This window comes from Demequina lutea (assembly GCF_013409005.1).
Classification (GTDB): Bacteria; Actinomycetota; Actinomycetes; order Actinomycetales; family Demequinaceae; genus Demequina; species Demequina lutea.
Genome location: NZ_JACBZO010000001.1, coordinates 2607074 through 2624531, shown reverse-complemented (window position 1 = coordinate 2624531; position 17458 = coordinate 2607074). Strand labels below are relative to the sequence as shown.

Genomic DNA, 17458 nt, shown 5'->3' with positions numbered 1-17458 from the left:
TCGCTAGAGGGACAACTTCCGGCAACTGGGGACAGGTGAGGTGAGACGAGGACCGTGCCGGGCATGCCCGGTGCGCCCTATGTGGTCCGTTGCGATCGAGAGATGTCGAAGCGTCCGGTACGTTCTTCGACAGTGCGAGCCGTGCCGGGGATGCCATCAATCGCAAGCGGGGCGCTCGGCGTTTCCGAAGTGCTCGTGACATGACAGCAGGACTTCGCGCGACGGATGCTCGCGCTATTGGACAAGGCGGGCGGTCTGGGACGGTTTCGCGCCCGTCGATTCAATGACGACTCGGCTACTTAATGCTACTTATGGCTCGCCCCCCACGTGCCAGGCCAAACCTCGAAGTTCTCGCGGAGAAGAGCCCTTCGGCTGAGCGAAATTGGCCTGCAACTAGTGGGCTATCGTTCTTGCACGAGAGAGGGCCCCAGGCCCGTCCAGCACATAGGGAAATTTCACTCAGGGAAAACAGCGACGGCCTCCAAGAACGGGGTCCTTCCAATACTGGAAGGTTCAAGTCCCTATGTGCGCACGAGTCACCCACTTCTCAACCTGCGTCGTTCTTCAAACGTCGCCCCATCCTGACAGCCACCTGCCAGAGAACCGATCTCTCGCCCGGGCTGGGCGAAGTGATCGGTCGTTATTGATTCGCCAGGCTCTTGATGCAGCGCATCAGAGTTCACTACCTGGACGCATGCTTGAGGCGTCACTGTGAAGCGGGGTGCGAAGGGGGACTCCGGACGGCGTCCTGCATCTATTGCCGCGACAGGTCGTGGAACCGAATCGGCGGGCTACTGCTCCAAGGAGTTCGCGGCTGACTACATGGACATGTCCGTCAAGTCGATCGAACGGCGGATTAGCGATGGCGCCCTACCCGCCTTCAGGGTTGGAAACACCCGCACTGTTCGAATAAAAATATGCGACCTCGACGCCATGATGGTGCCGGTTCAGCCTTGATGCGAATGTCGGCTCAACGCGGGCGACCTTGCGTGTGCGGCAGGAATGACTCGCGCGCTTCACGCTATGGCGATGCCGTGTGGCGGTTGCTCCTCTATGCAAGTGAGGGCTCAGGAGTCGGTGTGACGGATGCAAACTGCGAAGTCCGCGTCGGTACGCCAACGCTGGCACTTGGCAAGGCGTGCAGCGAGTGCGCCGTCGTGCTCGCTCTGGCCAGCCGGCAGTAGCACGGTATGTCAGCCTCTGAAGGGTTGTCCTGCACCAACCCCAAGTTTGTGAACGGTGCGTATCACCCGTGCCGAAGCCGCGATGCGAGTGTTTGCAAGTCGTGTGCCAACAAGTACTGGACTGATGTCATCACGATCGCGCTGGACGGCGTCGAGCGAGGTTCAGGAAAATTCGACTACGTCAGAGTTACGGCCACCCTAAAGGGCACGGGGCTCGTCCATGGTCAGAGTGGAGGCGTCGATGGCCGGTGCCGCTGCGGGGCATTCCACACCGCGCGACAGGTTCGAGAACTCCAAGGCGTGCCGATCGACTTCGACGACTTCGACTTCGACCTCCTGTTCAAACTGAACTGTTCGATTCCTGCGCTCCTCAAGGCGACCAACGCGCGCTTGCGGAAAATCTGGCCCGAACTCGCCTACTTGGCCTTCCACGAGTTTCAGCGACGGATGGCCGTACACGTGAACTTGATCTACCGAGTTCCACACGACGACAAACTCGATGCCACCGTCCTGGAGGAGGTAATCAAAGGGGTCACTACCCGTGCCTACTGGGCTGGAAGCGAGCCCACCGACGATGTCGCGTGGGGTTCCGTGGAGGTCCAGACGCTTGAAACTGCAGAGGTCATCGACGGCAACTGGTTCGAGGCGCGCAAAGCCAGGCTGGCAACTGAGACGGGAAAGCCTGACAGGACTATCAAGACCGTTGACGACGCCATTGGCTACGGTGCGAAGGACCTGACGAGCGGGCGCCCCTGGGCCCGCGGTAAAGCCCGTGGTGCTTTCCTAGCCCGTCTCAGCGAGGTCGCCGAGTCGACGCCATGCCCCAATTGCTTTGAGAAAGGGCAGCCGGAGTTCTGCTCGTCGAATTTCCATCGAGAGTTCGGTCGTTCATCCAACACTTTCTCCTGCTCGGCGTTCCGCGGTAGGACCTCGGGCTGGTCTCCGCATCACCTGACCTTGGGAGCGTTGCGCGAGGAGAGGAAACTTCTCGGTCGAATGGCCGGCTCCGTCCGCAGAGGCGAGTGCGAACCTGACTTTAACCTTATAGAGCGCATCTTCCACGGCATCGCTAGTAGTGGGTCACTCGGTGGTGTGATGGGCATGCTCACTAAAGGTCCTGTCCGCGATCATGACCGGTGGCTCACGAGCAGTCGGGCCAGGCTGATCGAAGGTGTCGTCACTTACGATGACGATCCCGCCGAAGTCGCCGAGACCGCCGAAGTCGCCACGACAGCCGAGCCCGCCGAGACCGCCGTGGCCTCAGCGACAGCCGAGACCGCCGAGATTGAACGGCGGTGGGAGGCAACTGGCAAGTCGCCGCTGAACGGCGCGCTGGCGCACGCCAAAGGCAAACGTCGTGCCGTCGACTTACGAACCCTGGCGGAGGTGAATCGCAGGTTTGCGGGTTTGAAATCCCCGCGTGCGCCTCCCCGGACGCAAGCACCGGGCTTGGCACGCAACCCAGGCGGTGCGATAGGGCCAAAGGTGACGGTCGAGACGTGCGTGCGTGACGGGGCCCGGGAATGAGCCCTTCGGGCTTCTGCCGGTCCTAATGGAGCGTGGACCGCGCGCACCGCCCAGGAAGCCGACTCTTTCGTCATTCGGGAAACAGCCAGAAGCCGTCCTTGCGAGGAGTCTGCGTTGCGGTCTAACCAGAAGGACTCTCGGTTTGCTTCGGGTGAAGTTCGCGAATGCGGGCGAAGAGCACGGCGGCTTGGCGAGCCCGCCTCCTTGATCCCATAAGCAAATTCGTTACCAACGAGAGTTCTTGGGGGAGGCGCAGGCTCGCCGCGTCGGAGTCCCCTGAGGGTTGGAGTACTCGATCGTGCGCGGAATCTGGATTAGATTCCCGGACGTTACTGGCGCGCCGCCGACTCTCTGAGAGCCGCCAGCGGGACATCGCCGTTGTCGGTCGCGACAGTCCAGAACGCCCACGGATCTTCTACGTCGGGGTCGACTTCTCGGGTTGCTCGCTCCAGCGATTCGTAGAAGTGCTCGCCGATACGGATGGATCCATCCTCGGTGACCTCTGCGACCACATCGGTTTCGTCATTGACCGGCGACATGAGCATGTCCGCGGATAGAGCGCCCATGACGACTAGGCGTTCGAAGGACGGGAGTGCGGCCGCCGGCTGCGCGAGGTCGGCGGGGCGTGACAGATCTGGTTCGTAGTTGGGGTCAGTCAGGCGCTTGAATCCTTCGTGGGTCGCGCGTGCAATGAGACGCCGCCGCTCGACGAGGAAGGTGTTGTATTCCATCTCCGTCCACCCCGGAGGTAGTGCATGCCATTGTTCCTGCCGACGCCGACGTTGCTCTTCGATCGCCTTGTCTGCAACCTGCTGCGGCCAGTACTCGTGAGGTGGCCTGTCGGAGATGTCGATGTTGTCGCTCCACTCGACCATCGCCATGTTGGCTGCTTGGTTGATCTGCCGCGTGGACGTGATGCCCAGTCCGTGCTGTAGGTACTCTCGGGGAAATAGATGATGCTTCTCGATGCCCTTGATGGACGGCCGCGGCGTCGTCCAGTCCTTCAACTTGGAGGTCGACAGCAGAACATCTGCGTCGAGTACGTTCAGGGCGGCAACGTAGGACAGGTAGGCGGGCCCGTCGACGTTGGAAGTTTCGAGAAGGTTTGGAAGGGTAAGTTCCCACCAGTCGCGCGTGACGGACGTGGAGATTTGTCCGTCAAGGGCGGTTAGGAACGCGGCGGGCGTCTCGGATAGACCATCCAGGCGGTTGAGGTCCTCTTGGATGCGGGTCTCGGGTGACGAGGTGTAGCGCCCTGTGATCTGCGACATGAAGAACCAGCGGGCCATGATCTCGCGCAGTTGGTCGACCGGCACGTTGAAGGAGCGGCGTCCGATGAGCCAAAGCGCGTATGTGTACAGGATGTTCGACTTCGAGGAGATCATCTTTTCGGAGCGGAATCCTGCGCGTTCAAGTACTCGGAGAAATTCGTCCCAGTTCAGGGGATTGAGGACGAGCGACTGGCCCAGTTGGAGGCGGGCGAGTTCCTTCTCGCGCACCTCGGGCTCGATCTCGCGGGTGCGTGGGTTGCGTCCCCGCAGGCGGTTGTATGCGTCGCCAAGGCGTCCACGGCGTAGACCAACGGCAATCGCTACGCGGAGCAATTGGCCTGGGTCGAAATTGATGTACGGGTTGCGCGGAGTCCACCGCACGTGAGTACCGAGGATGGAGTTGAGGGCTTCGGGGGAGAAGCGGGAGTCCCGCGCCCAGGTCTCGAGTTCGTTGCGTCCGTCCTCCCAGAACACGCTCATCCACGTCAGGATGAAGTCCGCGGGTTTGAGCGAGACGCCTTCGGAGTTGGCGCGCACGAAGATGTCGGCGACGACCTCGCGCGAGACTTCCTCGTTTATCTGCACGACAGCGAAACCGTAATCGCGGAGGGACGCCAGGCGCTGTATGGCAACTTCGACCCGCCGCTCCACTTCGGTGTCGACTTGGGCCTCGTCGCTCTCTCGCAGTGCGGCAAGGTACGCGTAGCGCGCCTCAATGGGGTCGGCGAACACGCCACGGATGTCGTTGATCCATTGCGGCGAGCGTCCGGTGGCGTTGTCTGGCACCGCAAACCGCTCGGTAAGAGGGTTGAAGGCGATCTGGATGGTCTCGCGGGAGTAGTCCTCTCGCCATACCTCCACGCCCATCATCACCGCGTACAGGCTGGTGAGGCGTTGCTGCCCATCTACGACCTGGTAGGAGACGTTCTCCTGCTTGTCGTCGTCGACACCGAACACCCGGGTGTTGCCGGACTCAGCGCTCCTCCAGAACATCAGTTCACCCACGGGGTAGCCCCTGAACATGCTGTCGATGAGGTCACGCACCTTGGCGTTGCGCCACACGAATGGGCGCTGAATATCCGGCAGGCGGATAGAGCCTGTATCGAGGCCATCGACCAAGCGGGACACTGTCCATGGGTTGTGCGAGAAGTTCTGTGTCACGGCCGCGCCCTCCTGGGATTTGATGGCGCTTGCAGGCTAGCGCAACGTCCTGACTGCAGACCATTGCTGTGGTCGCGTGACTGCAGCCATGCGGTGGGCCGCGGACTGCGGGCAAGAGGCCAAGCGGGCAGTCGGCACCGACGATCACTCGTAATGAATAGGTCAAGAGTTCGATTCTCTTAGGCGGCTCCAAGGTTTACCAGGGGTTTTGCAGGATTGTGTGGCCCCTGGAACGCTCGAGGTCAGCCATCAGGGCAGCCATTCGGTTTCGAGACGCCTATATCCAGCGTCTCCGTGCCCAACCAGCGTCGGCTCGAATTCAACACGGCCCTCGACACGATGTTCGCCACCGACGACGCGACCGACATCATGGCGTTCCTCTCCACCTGCACCGTTTAGACGTAGCGGATCGAACGAGTCAGCCAAGCCCGCCGCGAGATGCTCGCCCTCGCACCCCCCACGGTAGAAGCCCTCCAGGGCGGCGCAGCAACCCAGTAGATCTGCCGGGCCGTCGTCGAGCAACAGCGGCCCCGGTGTTCTTGCCCGGGCTTGACGGGCCACGCCCCCCCTAGAGCAGTAGCGCCGTCGCTGCGCTTGCTGGCCCGAGGGTGGGATCTTCGTGAGAAGCGCCCTCGGTGAGTGCTGCGGCAAGTTTCGGACACGCCTCCTAGGTTGCTCACCATAGATACGGCGTATATAGTTGCCATAACATACCGCGTATGCAGGGGGAGTCATGTCGATTAGGCATTCATTGCTGGTGCTGCTCAGCGAGAGCGACAGGTACGGGTACGAGTTGCGTACCGAGTTCGAGGGGAGAACGGGCGGGGTGTGGCCGCTCAACGTCGGCCAGGTCTACAGCACTCTGGATCGCCTCGAACGGGACGGACTCGTGACGAGGGAAGACGTCGACGGTGAGCGTCAGGTGCGCTACAGCCTGTCCGATGCGGGGCGCGCGGCGCTGTCTGCATGGTGGGCCAGCCCGGTGCCCGTATCAAAGGTCGGGCGCGACGACGTGGCATTGAAGATCGCGTTGGCGGCGAGCACTGCCGGCGTGGACGTCGTGGATGTGATCCGCGCACAGCGCCGCTCGGTGATGTCCGCCTTGCAGGACCTCAACCGTGCCAAACGCGCCGGAAGCGATGAGGCGTGGGAACTCGTTGCTGATGCCCTGATCTTTCGCGCGGAGGCGGAGGTGCGCTGGCTCGACCACACCGCCGCTCGGCTGGCGCGACGACCGCGGCATCCCGTGTCCCAGCCTGCGACGGAGCCGTCGGAGCAACACTCAAGCCAGAGTGAGGAGGTTCGCTGATGAGCACCGTCAGCCCGGATGCACGTGTGCTTGAGATGCACGCCGTAACCAAGACCTACGTTGACGGTGCGAACACGGTGACGGCGCTCGACGCCGCGTCGCTGGCGGTGGACGCGGGGGAAATGGTTGCGATCATGGGTACCTCCGGCTCGGGCAAGTCGACGCTGCTGGCGATCGCCGGAGCGCTACTGGCCCCCACATCTGGCGAGGTTGCCGTGTGCGGCGAGGTGCTCGGCCAGATCGGTGTACGTGATCTGGCGCGGCTGCGAAGGCAGCGGATCGGCTTCGTCTTCCAAGACTTCAACCTTCTGCCGACTCTCACCGCGCTCGAGAACGTCGCGTTGCCCCTCGATCTTGACGGAGCCTCGAGCGCCACCGCGCGCTCTGAGGCCCGCCGTGCCCTGGCCGTCGTCGGTCTTCGTGAACGCGCCCGATCCTTTCCGGACGAACTCTCGGGAGGAGAGCGCCAGCGTGTGGCAATTGCTCGCGCAACCGTCGGGAGGCGTCGCCTGCTGCTCGCCGACGAACCGACCGGAGCGCTCGACTCTGTCACCGGGGAAGCCGTACTCAGGGGCTTGCGTGAGCGCGCTGACGATGGTGCGGCGGTCGTCGTGGTCACCCACGACGCCCGGCACGCAGCATGGGCCGACCGAATCGTGTATCTCAGCGACGGACAGGTCGTCGACGAGACCCGCGCGTCCGGACCCGAATCGCTGCTGAGTGGCGGGGCAGTGTGATCAGGTTGCCCAGGTCCATCCGCAGTGCCCGGACGGCGCTAACGCTCGCTGGGCGACAGGTGCGACGCAACCCCCGAGACGGGATTCTCGTCGCCGCGCTCGTGGCATTGCCATCGGCCGCGCTCATGCTGATCTCCACCGTGGCGGCTAGCCAGCAGGCGACGGTCGACGAGACGCTGGCCGCGGAGTTGGGACAGGCCGAGGCGTGGGTCATGGTTGGGGACCCGACCGGGGCGGGTGTGGTCCAGTCCCCAACGGACGCGCGGTACTACGAGCCTGCGAATGGCGCGGCTTCGGCACCGCAGTCGGACGCCACATCTCTGACGGCGTCCGACGTGGAGGCATTGCTTCCGGACGGGGCGCGCGTGGTCGCGTTGCAGCAGGGCGCGGTGGTGGTGTCCACTGGCGACGCTGCAACCCGTACAACGGCCGTCCAGGGCGGCGCGTGGGATCCAGCGCTTACGGGAATTTACCACGTTGTGAGCGGTGCGGTCCCGAACGCGGACACTGAGGTGATGGTCACGGCTACGCTCGCGGACACTCTGCGCGTCGGGGTCGGGGACACCGTGGCGGTCGAGGGTGTTGACGGCCCGCTCACGGTCTCCGGCGTCCTAGCCGGGCGCGTTGACTCCCCGGAGGGCACGATTTTCACTGCAACCGGCGCCATCGATCTCGGCGGTGACATCCAGTCCACCACCTGGTACGACACGAATGTCGCGATGTCCTGGGATCAGGTGCGGGCATTGAACGCTCATGGGCTCATCGCATACTCTCGCCGCGTCGCGCTAGACCCGCCACCCGACCCGGCGTTGACTCCCTACAAACAGCCGGTCGCGCCGACGCTCGTCGCCGCAGGGGCGGTCGGCTTGGTCGCCGCGTTGCTTCTTGCAGGCGCGGGCTTTGTCGTCACCTTCCGCCGGCAGCGACACCACCTCGCGCTCCTCGCGGCCACCGGAGCCACGCGAGGAACGCTCGCCGCGGTCGGCATCGCGCGCGGATGCTGGCTGGGCCTGGCCGGCGGCGTAGCCGGCGTGGTGCTCGGCCTAGCCGGAGGATTCGCATGGGTGAGTGTCTTGCTGCGGTGGGGTGGCGTCGATGCGCGAACGAGCACCTGGGGCTATCACGTCACCTGGTGGCACGCGGGCATTGTGGTCGCCTACGGAGTCACGGTCGGGATGCTCGCGTCATTGGTCCCCGCGCTGATGGCCGCGCGGCTCGACGTGATCGCTGTGCTGGGAGGAACCCGTCGTGCCACCCGGCCGCACAGATGGCCCACCATTGTCGGGGCTCTTGCGGGCGTGGTTGGTGTGTTTGCTTTGGTGCGCGCCGCGCACACCTTCGACGCCTCGCTCGACCTTGTAGGCGTCCCTGCCTACGACGCCGCGACCACGGCCTCCCGGCTCCTCGCCGCCGGAAGCCTCATAGTCTTCACGGGTGCGGTTTTCCTCGTGCCAGCCGTGCTGCGAGGCCTGTCGCGTATCGCGTTCCGAGCGTCGCTTGGCCTGCGCATCGCCGCACGGGACGCCACGCGCAACCTTGGCCGGACCGTGCCGGTGATCGCCGCGATCGCCATCACGGTTGCGATCGGCAGCGCAGTTCTCATGACGCTCGACCGGGACCAGCACTACCTCGCCGACAGGTGGGTGCCCATCGCGCCCAAAGGAGACGGAGTCGTCGCCCTAGCGCCCGGCCGCCCCGATGCGAACTTCGACGCAAGTGCCGCTGCCAAAGCGGTCCGAGTCGCCTTACCGGACGCGAATGTCACCGTGATCGACGGCTGGCAGTTCGAGATCCCCGACATGACCGGCACAACTGCGGTGCCGAGCATTATTGTCCCCGAGGCGAACTTGTGTCCGTATGGGGACCAGACAGAGCGCGAGCGCGCAGCGGATCCGCGCTGCGCCGGGGCGGCTTCAAATCTCGGCCCGTGGGTATTTCAGGTCGACGTCGGCGGCGTCGACGCGCTACGCGCGCTACTCGTAGGCGAACCCACGACCGCAGCGAAGGACACGCTCAATCATGGCGGCGTCGTCGTGTTCTCGAACGCGATGCTCAACGCCGACAAGGTCAAGATCGGTCTGTGGGATTACGCCCACGACAACTTCCCCGACCAAGGCGTCGAACCCTCAGCCACCATGCAGTTGCCGGCCGTCTACCAGCAGTATCCCTACGGCGAAAGGCGCGCCGCCATGGCGGTCCTCTCACCTGCTGCGGCAGCGGCCATCGGCTGGCCCGTGGTGCCCACCACGCTCATTGTGGACGCGACGAAGCCGATCGACTCAACACAGGCGGCGGCAGTCAACCGTGCACTCCAAACGGTCGCGGGCTCCGGGTTCCTGTGGCTTGACGTCGAGAACGGTCCACGCGAACAAGAGGCCCTCTTCACCGGAGCCTTGGCAATCCTCGGCGTGGCGCTGCTCATCATCACCGCGACCACGATCGCACTGGCGCTCGCGCGGTCCGACGCGCGCCGCGACGACTTCACCCTCGCATCGCTCGGGGCGTCGCCACGCACGGCAAAGGCGATCACCGCGTGGCAAGGAGCCCTCATCGTGGGATCGGCCACCACCATCGGTCTCGCCACCGCTCTTGCGTGGACCTGGGCCAATAACCACGCCCTCGCACAACGCGGCTACACCACACCGTGGCTATGGATCATCGCGGGCTGGGTCGCGCTCCCGGCAATCACAGGGGCGCTCTCGTGGCTTCTCACGCGGGCGGCACGAGCCATCCATTACAGGCTCGCTGCCTGACGGGAAATTTCACTTCGCGTGACTACCGCGATCGTCGGGTAAACGCCCCGCACTCACCGCTGCGCTGTCAACCCTCCAGGTGAGTTATCTCGATGTCGGATGTGGGTGGCGAGCCAGCGTGCCCGGCGACACGGTGTCGCTGGGGCGGGACATTGTCCAGATAGGGCAGTTGCTTCGCTGAACAACGTCGCGGTCGATGTGTGGCCGCCGCTGAAGCCCGCTACGTACCTCCCGCGGCGAGCAGCGCCGGCTGACTGTCAGCCCCACTGGATAACGTCGTTGCCAGGAGGTTTGATCATGGGGCGCTCCGTCACAAATCCACTGCTCGACGTGGATGAGGGTTCCATCACGCCGCATCTCGTGCGCGAATTGCCCGGGGCGTTGCCGTGGCCTCCAACGATGCCCTGGCACTGTGGCGAGTCCGCGCAGGTGGGCGGACTGGACGCATCGCCTGCGCAGGGGTTGGGCGCCGGACTTGTCCGCTCAATTGTCGTGGTCTGGTGCACCGCGGTGGAGCAAGGAAGCCGTGCCGGAACGACGGGCAGGCGAACGATGACGTGGATCGAGACGCTGGCACCGTCGCGCGGTGCCCGCTTGGGTGCGCTATGACAGTCGCCATCTTCGTGGATGTGGACGGAGTGATCAACGCGGGTCTCGACAGGGACGGCGATCTCGCTCACTGGCCTCAGGACACCTGGCGCAAGGAGCACGTGTGGAACGCTGAGCATCACGTCGCGTATTCGATCAACTGGTCGACGTGCGTCATCGACCGGCTGCGAGCGATGGAAGCCCTCGACGGTGTGGAGATGATCTGGTCGACGACGTGGACGACACGCGCAAGATCATCCCTCGCTCCACTGATCGGCATCGGGCACCACTGGAAGGTCGTCACCGATTTCGTGGCGAACGACGACCGGATGCTTGCTTGGTGGAAGGCGACACACGTGTATCAAGCGCTTCAGGTTCATGACCGGGTGGTGTGGATAGACGACGACATCGACGCCTGGATGGGCATGCATCGCATCGCAGGTCGACTCGACGCACTGGACTGGATTGACGACCGGGTCCTCACCGTGTGCCCGACTACTTCGCGGGGGCTCACCGATCAAGAACTTACGACCATCGAGGAGTTCCTACAATGAAGGTCGGCTTGCTAGGGGACATGCACGGGACAGAGTTTTGGCTCAATCGCGCCATTGACGAGTTCAGTGCCGCAAACTTGGACACGGTGATCCAAGTTGGCGATCTGGGGGTGTGGCCGGGCAACGTGGCGGCCGGCAAATGGGATCGCGTCAACAAGCGCCTGCGGGCCAACGGCGTCACGATCCTGTGTGCCCCTGGCAACCATGAGGACTACGACCAGATCGAGGCATTGGAGCCGCGTGACGACGGATGGCTCCCTTTCCGCAATAACATACTGTTGGCGCCCCGTGGCCATCGCACCGAGATGGGTGGGCGCACCTTTGTGTGGCTGGGAGGTGCGGGGTCGGTGGACCGCAAGCCGCGCCTCATCGCAGACTCAGCGTTCAACCGGCAGCGCGAGCACTACGGATCGTCCCAACGGCGCAAGTCTTGGTGGGAGCAGGAAGCCATCAGCGACGCTGATGTGGCCCGCACCGCGGCCGGAGGCCACGCCGACGTCATCGTCGCGCATGAAGCCCCCGCGCGCGTCGAGACGATCGCTTCACGACTGCGCGGAAACCCCGGCGGGTTCAGCAGGCACGACATCGAGTACGCCGACCGGGTGCGAAACAAGTACATGGAGGCGTTCATGGCGGTGGAACCTGCACTGGCGTTGCATGGTCACTATCACTTCGCGGTCAACGAGGAGGTCGACTTTGGCTCGGTCACCACGCGCGTGTTCGGCCTCGCCGCCGATGGTCAGCCGTCCTCGACAGGCGTCCTTGACCTCGACACCCTGACACCAACATTCACTACCGGGCGGCGATGACCGACAACAGCCTCTTCGCGATTGAGGGTGTAGATCGGGTGTGCGTCACGCGACCCTTGCCGCACCTGCCCTGGCCACGTTTTGCCGTCGCGACAGGCGGTCAAGTCCTGGGGGTAGTTTTGGCGCGCGTCGCGACGCAAGCGGGACAGGTCATGCGGGCGGCCCTGAAGGATCTGGCACTGCGCTTGCACGGTCGCTCTCGAGTCAAAGGCGGAGCGCCGGTCTGAAGGTGGGGCGAGCGAGCGAGAGTTCACGGGGTCTTGGAGAGTGCGCCAAGATCGCAGCCGAAATCCGCCACCGGCTCGGCGCGAACACCTCCCATGTCTGAGTGGCCGGCAACTCGAAGCGTCGAGGTCCAAGACCTGGGTCGATCAGCGTGCGCCACACCTCATAGCGGGAATTGACTCTTGTCGTGTCGGTACCCGGGCGTACTTTCGAACGCAGGGAGGCGATGTGCCGTGGGGCGAGTGATCGAGATCTCACCAAGTCCGTTGGATGCGGAAATGGGACCGACTGAACCGTATGTCGTGCCAGACCTCCCGTGGGAAGTGCCGGTGACCTCGGACGCTGTGGTGCTAGGCGCGCTGTCAAATGCTTCCCGTGCCATCGGCCGCCTGGAGGGCCAGTGGCGCTCTTGGTTGCCTTCGACGTACGGGCTTTGCGCTCTGGCGTCGATCGAGGCTTGGAGTTGCGTGCTGGCCGAGGGAGAGACCTTGCGTTGGGGTGCGTTCGCCAAGAAGTTCTCGGCCTCTGAGACCCCGTACGGGAGGCCCACCAACTCGGCCAGTACCGCGACGTGTCTCCTGGGTTTCCATCTCGGCCTGCAAGGGTATGCGGCTGCCAGTCACCATCCGATAGGGGCGATCCGCAACGAGTTTCTGGACGTCGTGGGATTACCACCACGATTGCGCAGCGACTTCGACGCCGGACTGCCCGACTGGTTGGCGGCCGGTCCCGTGGGTTCGGGCATCCTCAGGGCAATTCTCGCGATGATGTCCGTCGCCGCAAGTTGTCCAGACTCGCCGTCGGTCGCGATGGCGGCGCGTGCCAGTTTCCCCTGGATGTTAAGCGCCGCACATGGCGCTGACGTGCTCGTGCCCATCAGCGTCGGATTCGTTGACTACCGCGATGACTGGCAGAAAGTGGCTCGCGCGCTAGCCGGGCCCAACCCGTGCGACCCAGGCGAGGTCAACGAAGCGTTGGTGGCAGCCTTGCGTGCGGTGGAACGTGCCGCAGTGACCGCAACCTTCGAACTCGAAGTGCAGCGCTACCGGGAGCGAACGGTCCTCACGCCCGTGCAGCGCGAATGGTTCGAATCGGCCCGTCCGAGCACTCTTTTCGTCGCTCGCCTGATAGCCGCTCTCCCCAGCGCGTCGCGCAAACAACTTGATGAACTGACCGGCTTTACGACGAGGACGATCAACTCTGCGGTGCGCGCCCTCGAGGCACACGGACTGATCGCAGTGGATGGAGGTGTGCGTGGCGTCGGCGACTATGTGGTGGTTGCCAAGCAGCGATGGGTACCGATGATTGCGGCGGTAAACCACTATCCGTCAGTCAGCGGTGGCCACGACGGGTAGCGGTAAATCTTGCTCACGAGATTCATGAAGCGGCTGCCATCCGACCGCTCTTTCAGGTCCTCAATCGCCTGAGCGTAGTAGGCGCTGGCCAATGTGCGTGCCGGTCTGACCGTACGAACACCCATCGAGGGGCTCTCGCCGTGCCACGTGAGCGGAATCACGTCATACCCGTGCGCCACCACCATCGCGGTGGCCCACGTGCGGGCAACAATGTCGTCGACACCGCTCGCGATCGCTTGTCCTGCGAATTCGAACGCACGCTCGATCGGACATTCAATGCTCGGCAACGGGGCGGGGCGTCCTGGCAGTGTGGGGAATCCGCCGCTTTGTGCGAATGCGGACAGAAGTTGTCCGGCGTACTCGTAGGAACGGTCAGCGTGCCAGTACCGCCGTGCCACGTGTGACAGTGGCTCACCGTTGGCGATCTGCTTCATGATGGCGTGTGGGTCGAGGACCAGGTGCGTGTCTTGGATCCTGAGTCCGACCGCGATCATGTCTTTGTCGATCTCGAGGTCCGCCGCAACGTAGGACTTGTGGGAAAGCAAGCCATGTAGGTCGTGCGCCTTGGTCCACCGCCCCCTGGCGTCAGAGTCATGGATTTTCAACTTGCCCAACCGGTGCGCCTCAGCAATCCGGCGACGGAAAGTGACGGCGTCATAGGCGATGTCACGTCTGTTCTGAGCGGCCGGCAGCAACCGGTGTGGTGACAGCGGACTGGCGGGGTCGGGTGTGCTTGGTGGCTGCACGTCGACCAGGCCCGGTGAGGTGTCGACAGAACTTCCAGGGTGCGCGTCCTGCCGTGGCGAAACGTTGAAGTCGTCGTGCAGCAGCAACGCCAGTTTGATGAGTTCCGGCTCGAGAGGGGCAAAGGGTGCGTCGCCGGCGTCGCTGCCGTTGGTGCCGGCATCCAGGAACTCCATTGCTTCCTTGTTGTCGGCAGCAAACGGAGTGTGCGAGGCCACCCACCTGGCCCATACTTCTTGCCGACTCGACAGGTGTCCGTCGAGCGCGTACTCGTGAGACCGACCGCGATATATCCACGGGCGGTTCCTGGCGGCGGGTTTGATGAATCGTGCAGGGCCGTCTTCGCGATGCAGGCGACCGTCCGTCCACCAATCCTCGGTCTCCTCCCAATTCAGCGCGGGCCCGCCGACCCGATGGATCTTGCCGTGTTGGAACCATGCCCAGTACCCCTCACCCCACTCCAGGGCCGGCGCGCCCTCACGGTGACAAACCCCGTCGACGAACCAGCCCCGCACCTCCGCGGAGTCAATCGCTGGCTCACCGCCGCCGCGGTGCAACCCGACACCGGGCTTGAAGAACCGGGTGTGAGGCCACGGCTGCCCAAGTGGCATATGGAGCACCCCTAGCCGGTCGTCGTCCAGTGCGACCGAGTCGTCGGCGCCGTGACCTTGGTACTTGCCCGTCTCGACGTTGCAGGCCAGGCACCCTGTGCGCTCCTGATTGTCGACATGCAAACCTCGCTGTGGGCAACCAAATGCGTCGAATCGCTGGGACAGCAACTCACCCAGAAGCCTGTCGGTCACCCTGTCCAAAACAACCCCTCCGCTTCTCCATGGCTTCCCACTCAAGATCATGCACGCATCGTGGACTCGCTGATTCGATGAGTTTCGCAGAGCCGTCAGACACCGCTGCGGACTCTACGAGGACCAACACCGTGCGCGTGCGCCGTCCAGCGCGGCTGCCGCCGCTGGCGGGCAGCGCACTGCCCCACCCATCCTCAACCGATACCCACGAGGCCCCGCGACGAGGTCGCCGAACAGTCCAAGAACCCCTACGAGTTATGTTGCATATTCAAGTGAAGGCGTCGGGCACGCGCCCGACGACGCGCGCTACTGTGGGCGCATGCCATCAGAACGTCGAGAGCAGGTATTCGTCAGTTCGACGTACCTGGACCTCAAGAACGAGCGTCAGTCCGTAATTCAGGCACTTCTCACCGCTGGTTGTATTCCGGCGGGAATGGAACTTTTCGTCGCGGGCAACGAGCAGAAGTGGCGCCTCATCCAACGCATCATCTCTGAGTGTGACTATTACGTGCTGGTTGTGGGCGGCAAGTACGGATCTATCGATCCGGCGACCGAGTTGAGTTTCACGGAGATGGAATACGACTTCGCCGACTCAATTGGTAAGCCTGTAATGGCTTTCTTGCACGGCGAGCCGGGGCAGTTGAAGGGCGACCAAATCGAGTTGGAACGAGACCCGCGTCTGCGGCTCGAGGCGTTCCGAGCGAAGGTCGAGGCGGCCCGCGTAGTCCGCTACTGGACCTCACCCGACATGCTTCCTGGCGAAGTCGCGCTGGCGTTGATGGAAATGAGAGAGCAGTTTCCAGCGGAGGGGTGGATACGAGCAGCGAACGCACTTACACCGGAGACGCGGACGGAACTCGCCGAACTGCGAGCGAAGGTAGCAGAATTGACTCGCGAGGCTCAGTCGCGGAGAGCGGCGACTTTCGATGCGCCCGAGACACTCTCACAAGGTGACGATGAGTGCACGCTCAAGTTGACCCTCGTGGGCTACCTCAAGACGGACCTGTCTGAGAAAGGCCAACTCCGATACGACTCAAAGCGGCGACAATGGACCCTCACGATCAAGTTGACGTGGAATGAGGTGCTCGTAGCGGTCGGGCCCACGATGCTCCACGAGGCATCCGAGATTGAGGTTGCGAAGGCCCTCTCTGACCTACTGGCAAGCGTGATCACCCAAGACAAGACGCTCCTACCGACGGGCTTCGCCCAGTTGGCCGAGCCTCCAGAGGTGAATCCTCAATCCGTAAACGACGTGCTCGTTCAGTTTTTCGCACTCGACCTAATCGCACGTGGCGAGAAGCAGCGGACCGCGAGCGACACGAACAAATACTGGATTCTCACCGAATCTGGACAAGACCAGATGATGAGGCTTCGAGCAATTCGACGGGATCAGTAGCCACTACGCGGTTTGCCCGTCACGGCGTCGCTCGAGCCTCATACGCAGGTGGTCCTGACATGTCAGGGTGGATTGGCGATAGACCGGGTTGCCAACCTGCCTCAATCCCGACAATCTCTCCAGAGGGCCTGCGATCCATGGTGTTCTCGCGTCGCCGTTGCCGCCGTCGTTCCGATCCTTCAGCGCCGCCCTCTCGTGCCGCCCGTCAACCTGCGAGTTTCGGTGACCTTCGGGAAGACGCTCGATGCGACTGCGCGGGGCCGGGTGAGGTTATAGGCGCATGTTGACTGGCTCCTCGACGGCTGCTTGGGGGCAACCACGGCCGAACTGGCCAACGCAATGTTCGAGTGGAGCGAGGCGTTCTGCAACCCCGGACGCCGCCGGTCCGTGCTCGAATATCGCCCCCCTCGACTACGAAAACCTTCACCCGTCAGCACCCACTGCGGCGTGATCAACATGAAGAAGCCGTCCGGAAAAGCCGGGACAGGTCAGGCCTGCTTGGACTCTTGCGTGCGGTTTCGGCGGTCGGCGTCATCGCGGCCGGTCACGTTGACACGCGCACAGATCAGAGTTGCCCCAACTCCGATTCTTGGTCGGGCTTCCGGGTCCACGGATCGATGGGTTTCAAGGGGGAGTTGCAGCAACTCCGACTCCGTGTCAGATTCCCTGGGTCACGCCTCGCCGGGCTTCTTGGCGGAGTTGCCCCAACTCGAGCGGGCGGGCGATCGTGTACAGCAGCGCACCCGGTTGCGCCCAAGAACCCTATTTTGCGGTCGCCTCAACGCGGATTTTTTACTCCCGAAATCGACTCCACGAATCGGAGATTTTTGAGCGTGAGTTGCACCAACTCTGGCCCTTTTCTCAGCGTCGCCCGGTCCACCCCCTTTCCTCACACCTTGTTCGCCTCGAGGCATCATGGCTTTTCACCCGGCTCGTGTCGCCGTGCACATCTCAAAGACTGCTCCCGCACCTGGGTTTGGGCGGGCCCTGCCGGTCGACGTCTGCGTTGGCGGCACGATGCTGCGTGACCGCGCGTCCCGTG

The 17458-nt window shown here is 63.6% G+C and carries 11 protein-coding genes and 1 tRNA gene; 10 read left to right on the top strand and 2 right to left on the bottom strand.

Annotated elements, in window-relative coordinates:
* Positions 1-1190: 1190 nt before the first annotated feature.
* Complete coding sequence (locus tag BKA03_RS12600; protein ID WP_306457110.1) at positions 1191-2711, top strand: replication initiator; 1521 nt, start codon at positions 1191-1193, stop codon at positions 2709-2711.
* Positions 2712-3040: 329 nt separating this feature from the next.
* On the opposite strand, the gene BKA03_RS12595 is transcribed toward BKA03_RS12600, so the two are convergent.
* Positions 3041-5143 carry a GmrSD restriction endonuclease domain-containing protein gene (locus tag BKA03_RS12595; protein WP_062074248.1) on the bottom strand — a complete coding sequence of 701 codons (2103 nt, stop codon included), beginning with the start codon at positions 5141-5143 and terminating at the stop codon, positions 3041-3043.
* 118 nt (positions 5144-5261) lie between these two features.
* Between BKA03_RS12595 and BKA03_RS12590 the strand changes: the two genes are divergently transcribed.
* From BKA03_RS12590 to BKA03_RS12555, 8 genes are all read left to right on the top strand, one after another.
* Positions 5262-5335: transfer RNA gene (locus BKA03_RS12590), tRNA-Thr, on the top strand.
* A 541-nt stretch (positions 5336-5876) separates the two neighbouring features.
* Positions 5877-6452 (top strand): PadR family transcriptional regulator, encoded by a 576-nt coding sequence (locus tag BKA03_RS12585; protein WP_062074247.1) that lies wholly within the window; start codon positions 5877-5879, stop codon positions 6450-6452.
* Positions 6452-7189, top strand: coding sequence for an ABC transporter ATP-binding protein (locus BKA03_RS12580; protein WP_062074246.1), 738 nt, complete (start codon positions 6452-6454; stop codon positions 7187-7189). The genes BKA03_RS12585 and BKA03_RS12580 overlap by 1 nt, the downstream gene beginning before the upstream one ends.
* Before the next feature lie 59 nt (positions 7190-7248).
* Positions 7249-9942: an ABC transporter permease gene (locus BKA03_RS12575; RefSeq protein WP_062074245.1), complete on the top strand. Its 2694-nt coding sequence runs from the start codon at positions 7249-7251 to the stop codon at positions 9940-9942.
* A gap of 297 nt (positions 9943-10239) precedes the next feature.
* Entirely contained in the window at positions 10240-10551 is a 312-nt protein-coding gene (locus BKA03_RS12570; RefSeq protein WP_062074244.1) for a hypothetical protein, read from the top strand.
* Positions 10548-11084 (top strand): hypothetical protein, encoded by a 537-nt coding sequence (locus BKA03_RS12565; protein WP_062074243.1) that lies wholly within the window; start codon positions 10548-10550, stop codon positions 11082-11084. The genes BKA03_RS12570 and BKA03_RS12565 overlap by 4 nt, the downstream gene beginning before the upstream one ends.
* The gene (locus BKA03_RS12560; protein WP_062074242.1) at positions 11081-11893 is read left to right on the top strand and encodes a metallophosphoesterase family protein; all 813 of its coding nucleotides are present in this window, start codon (positions 11081-11083) and stop codon (positions 11891-11893) included. Before BKA03_RS12565 ends, BKA03_RS12560 begins: the two co-directional genes overlap by 4 nt.
* 503 nt (positions 11894-12396) lie before the next feature.
* A complete protein-coding gene (locus tag BKA03_RS12555) occupies positions 12397-13473 on the top strand; it encodes a hypothetical protein (RefSeq protein WP_062074241.1) in 1077 nt (358 codons plus the stop codon).
* Here the strand turns inward: BKA03_RS12555 and BKA03_RS12550 are convergent.
* Entirely contained in the window at positions 13440-15020 is a 1581-nt protein-coding gene (locus BKA03_RS12550) for a hypothetical protein (RefSeq protein ID WP_062074240.1), read from the bottom strand. The genes BKA03_RS12555 and BKA03_RS12550 overlap by 34 nt on opposite strands.
* 319 nt (positions 15021-15339) lie before the next feature.
* Between BKA03_RS12550 and BKA03_RS12545 the strand changes: the two genes are divergently transcribed.
* Complete coding sequence (locus tag BKA03_RS12545) at positions 15340-16416, top strand: DUF4062 domain-containing protein (RefSeq protein WP_062074239.1); 1077 nt, start codon at positions 15340-15342, stop codon at positions 16414-16416.
* Positions 16417-17458 lie beyond the last annotated feature (1042 nt).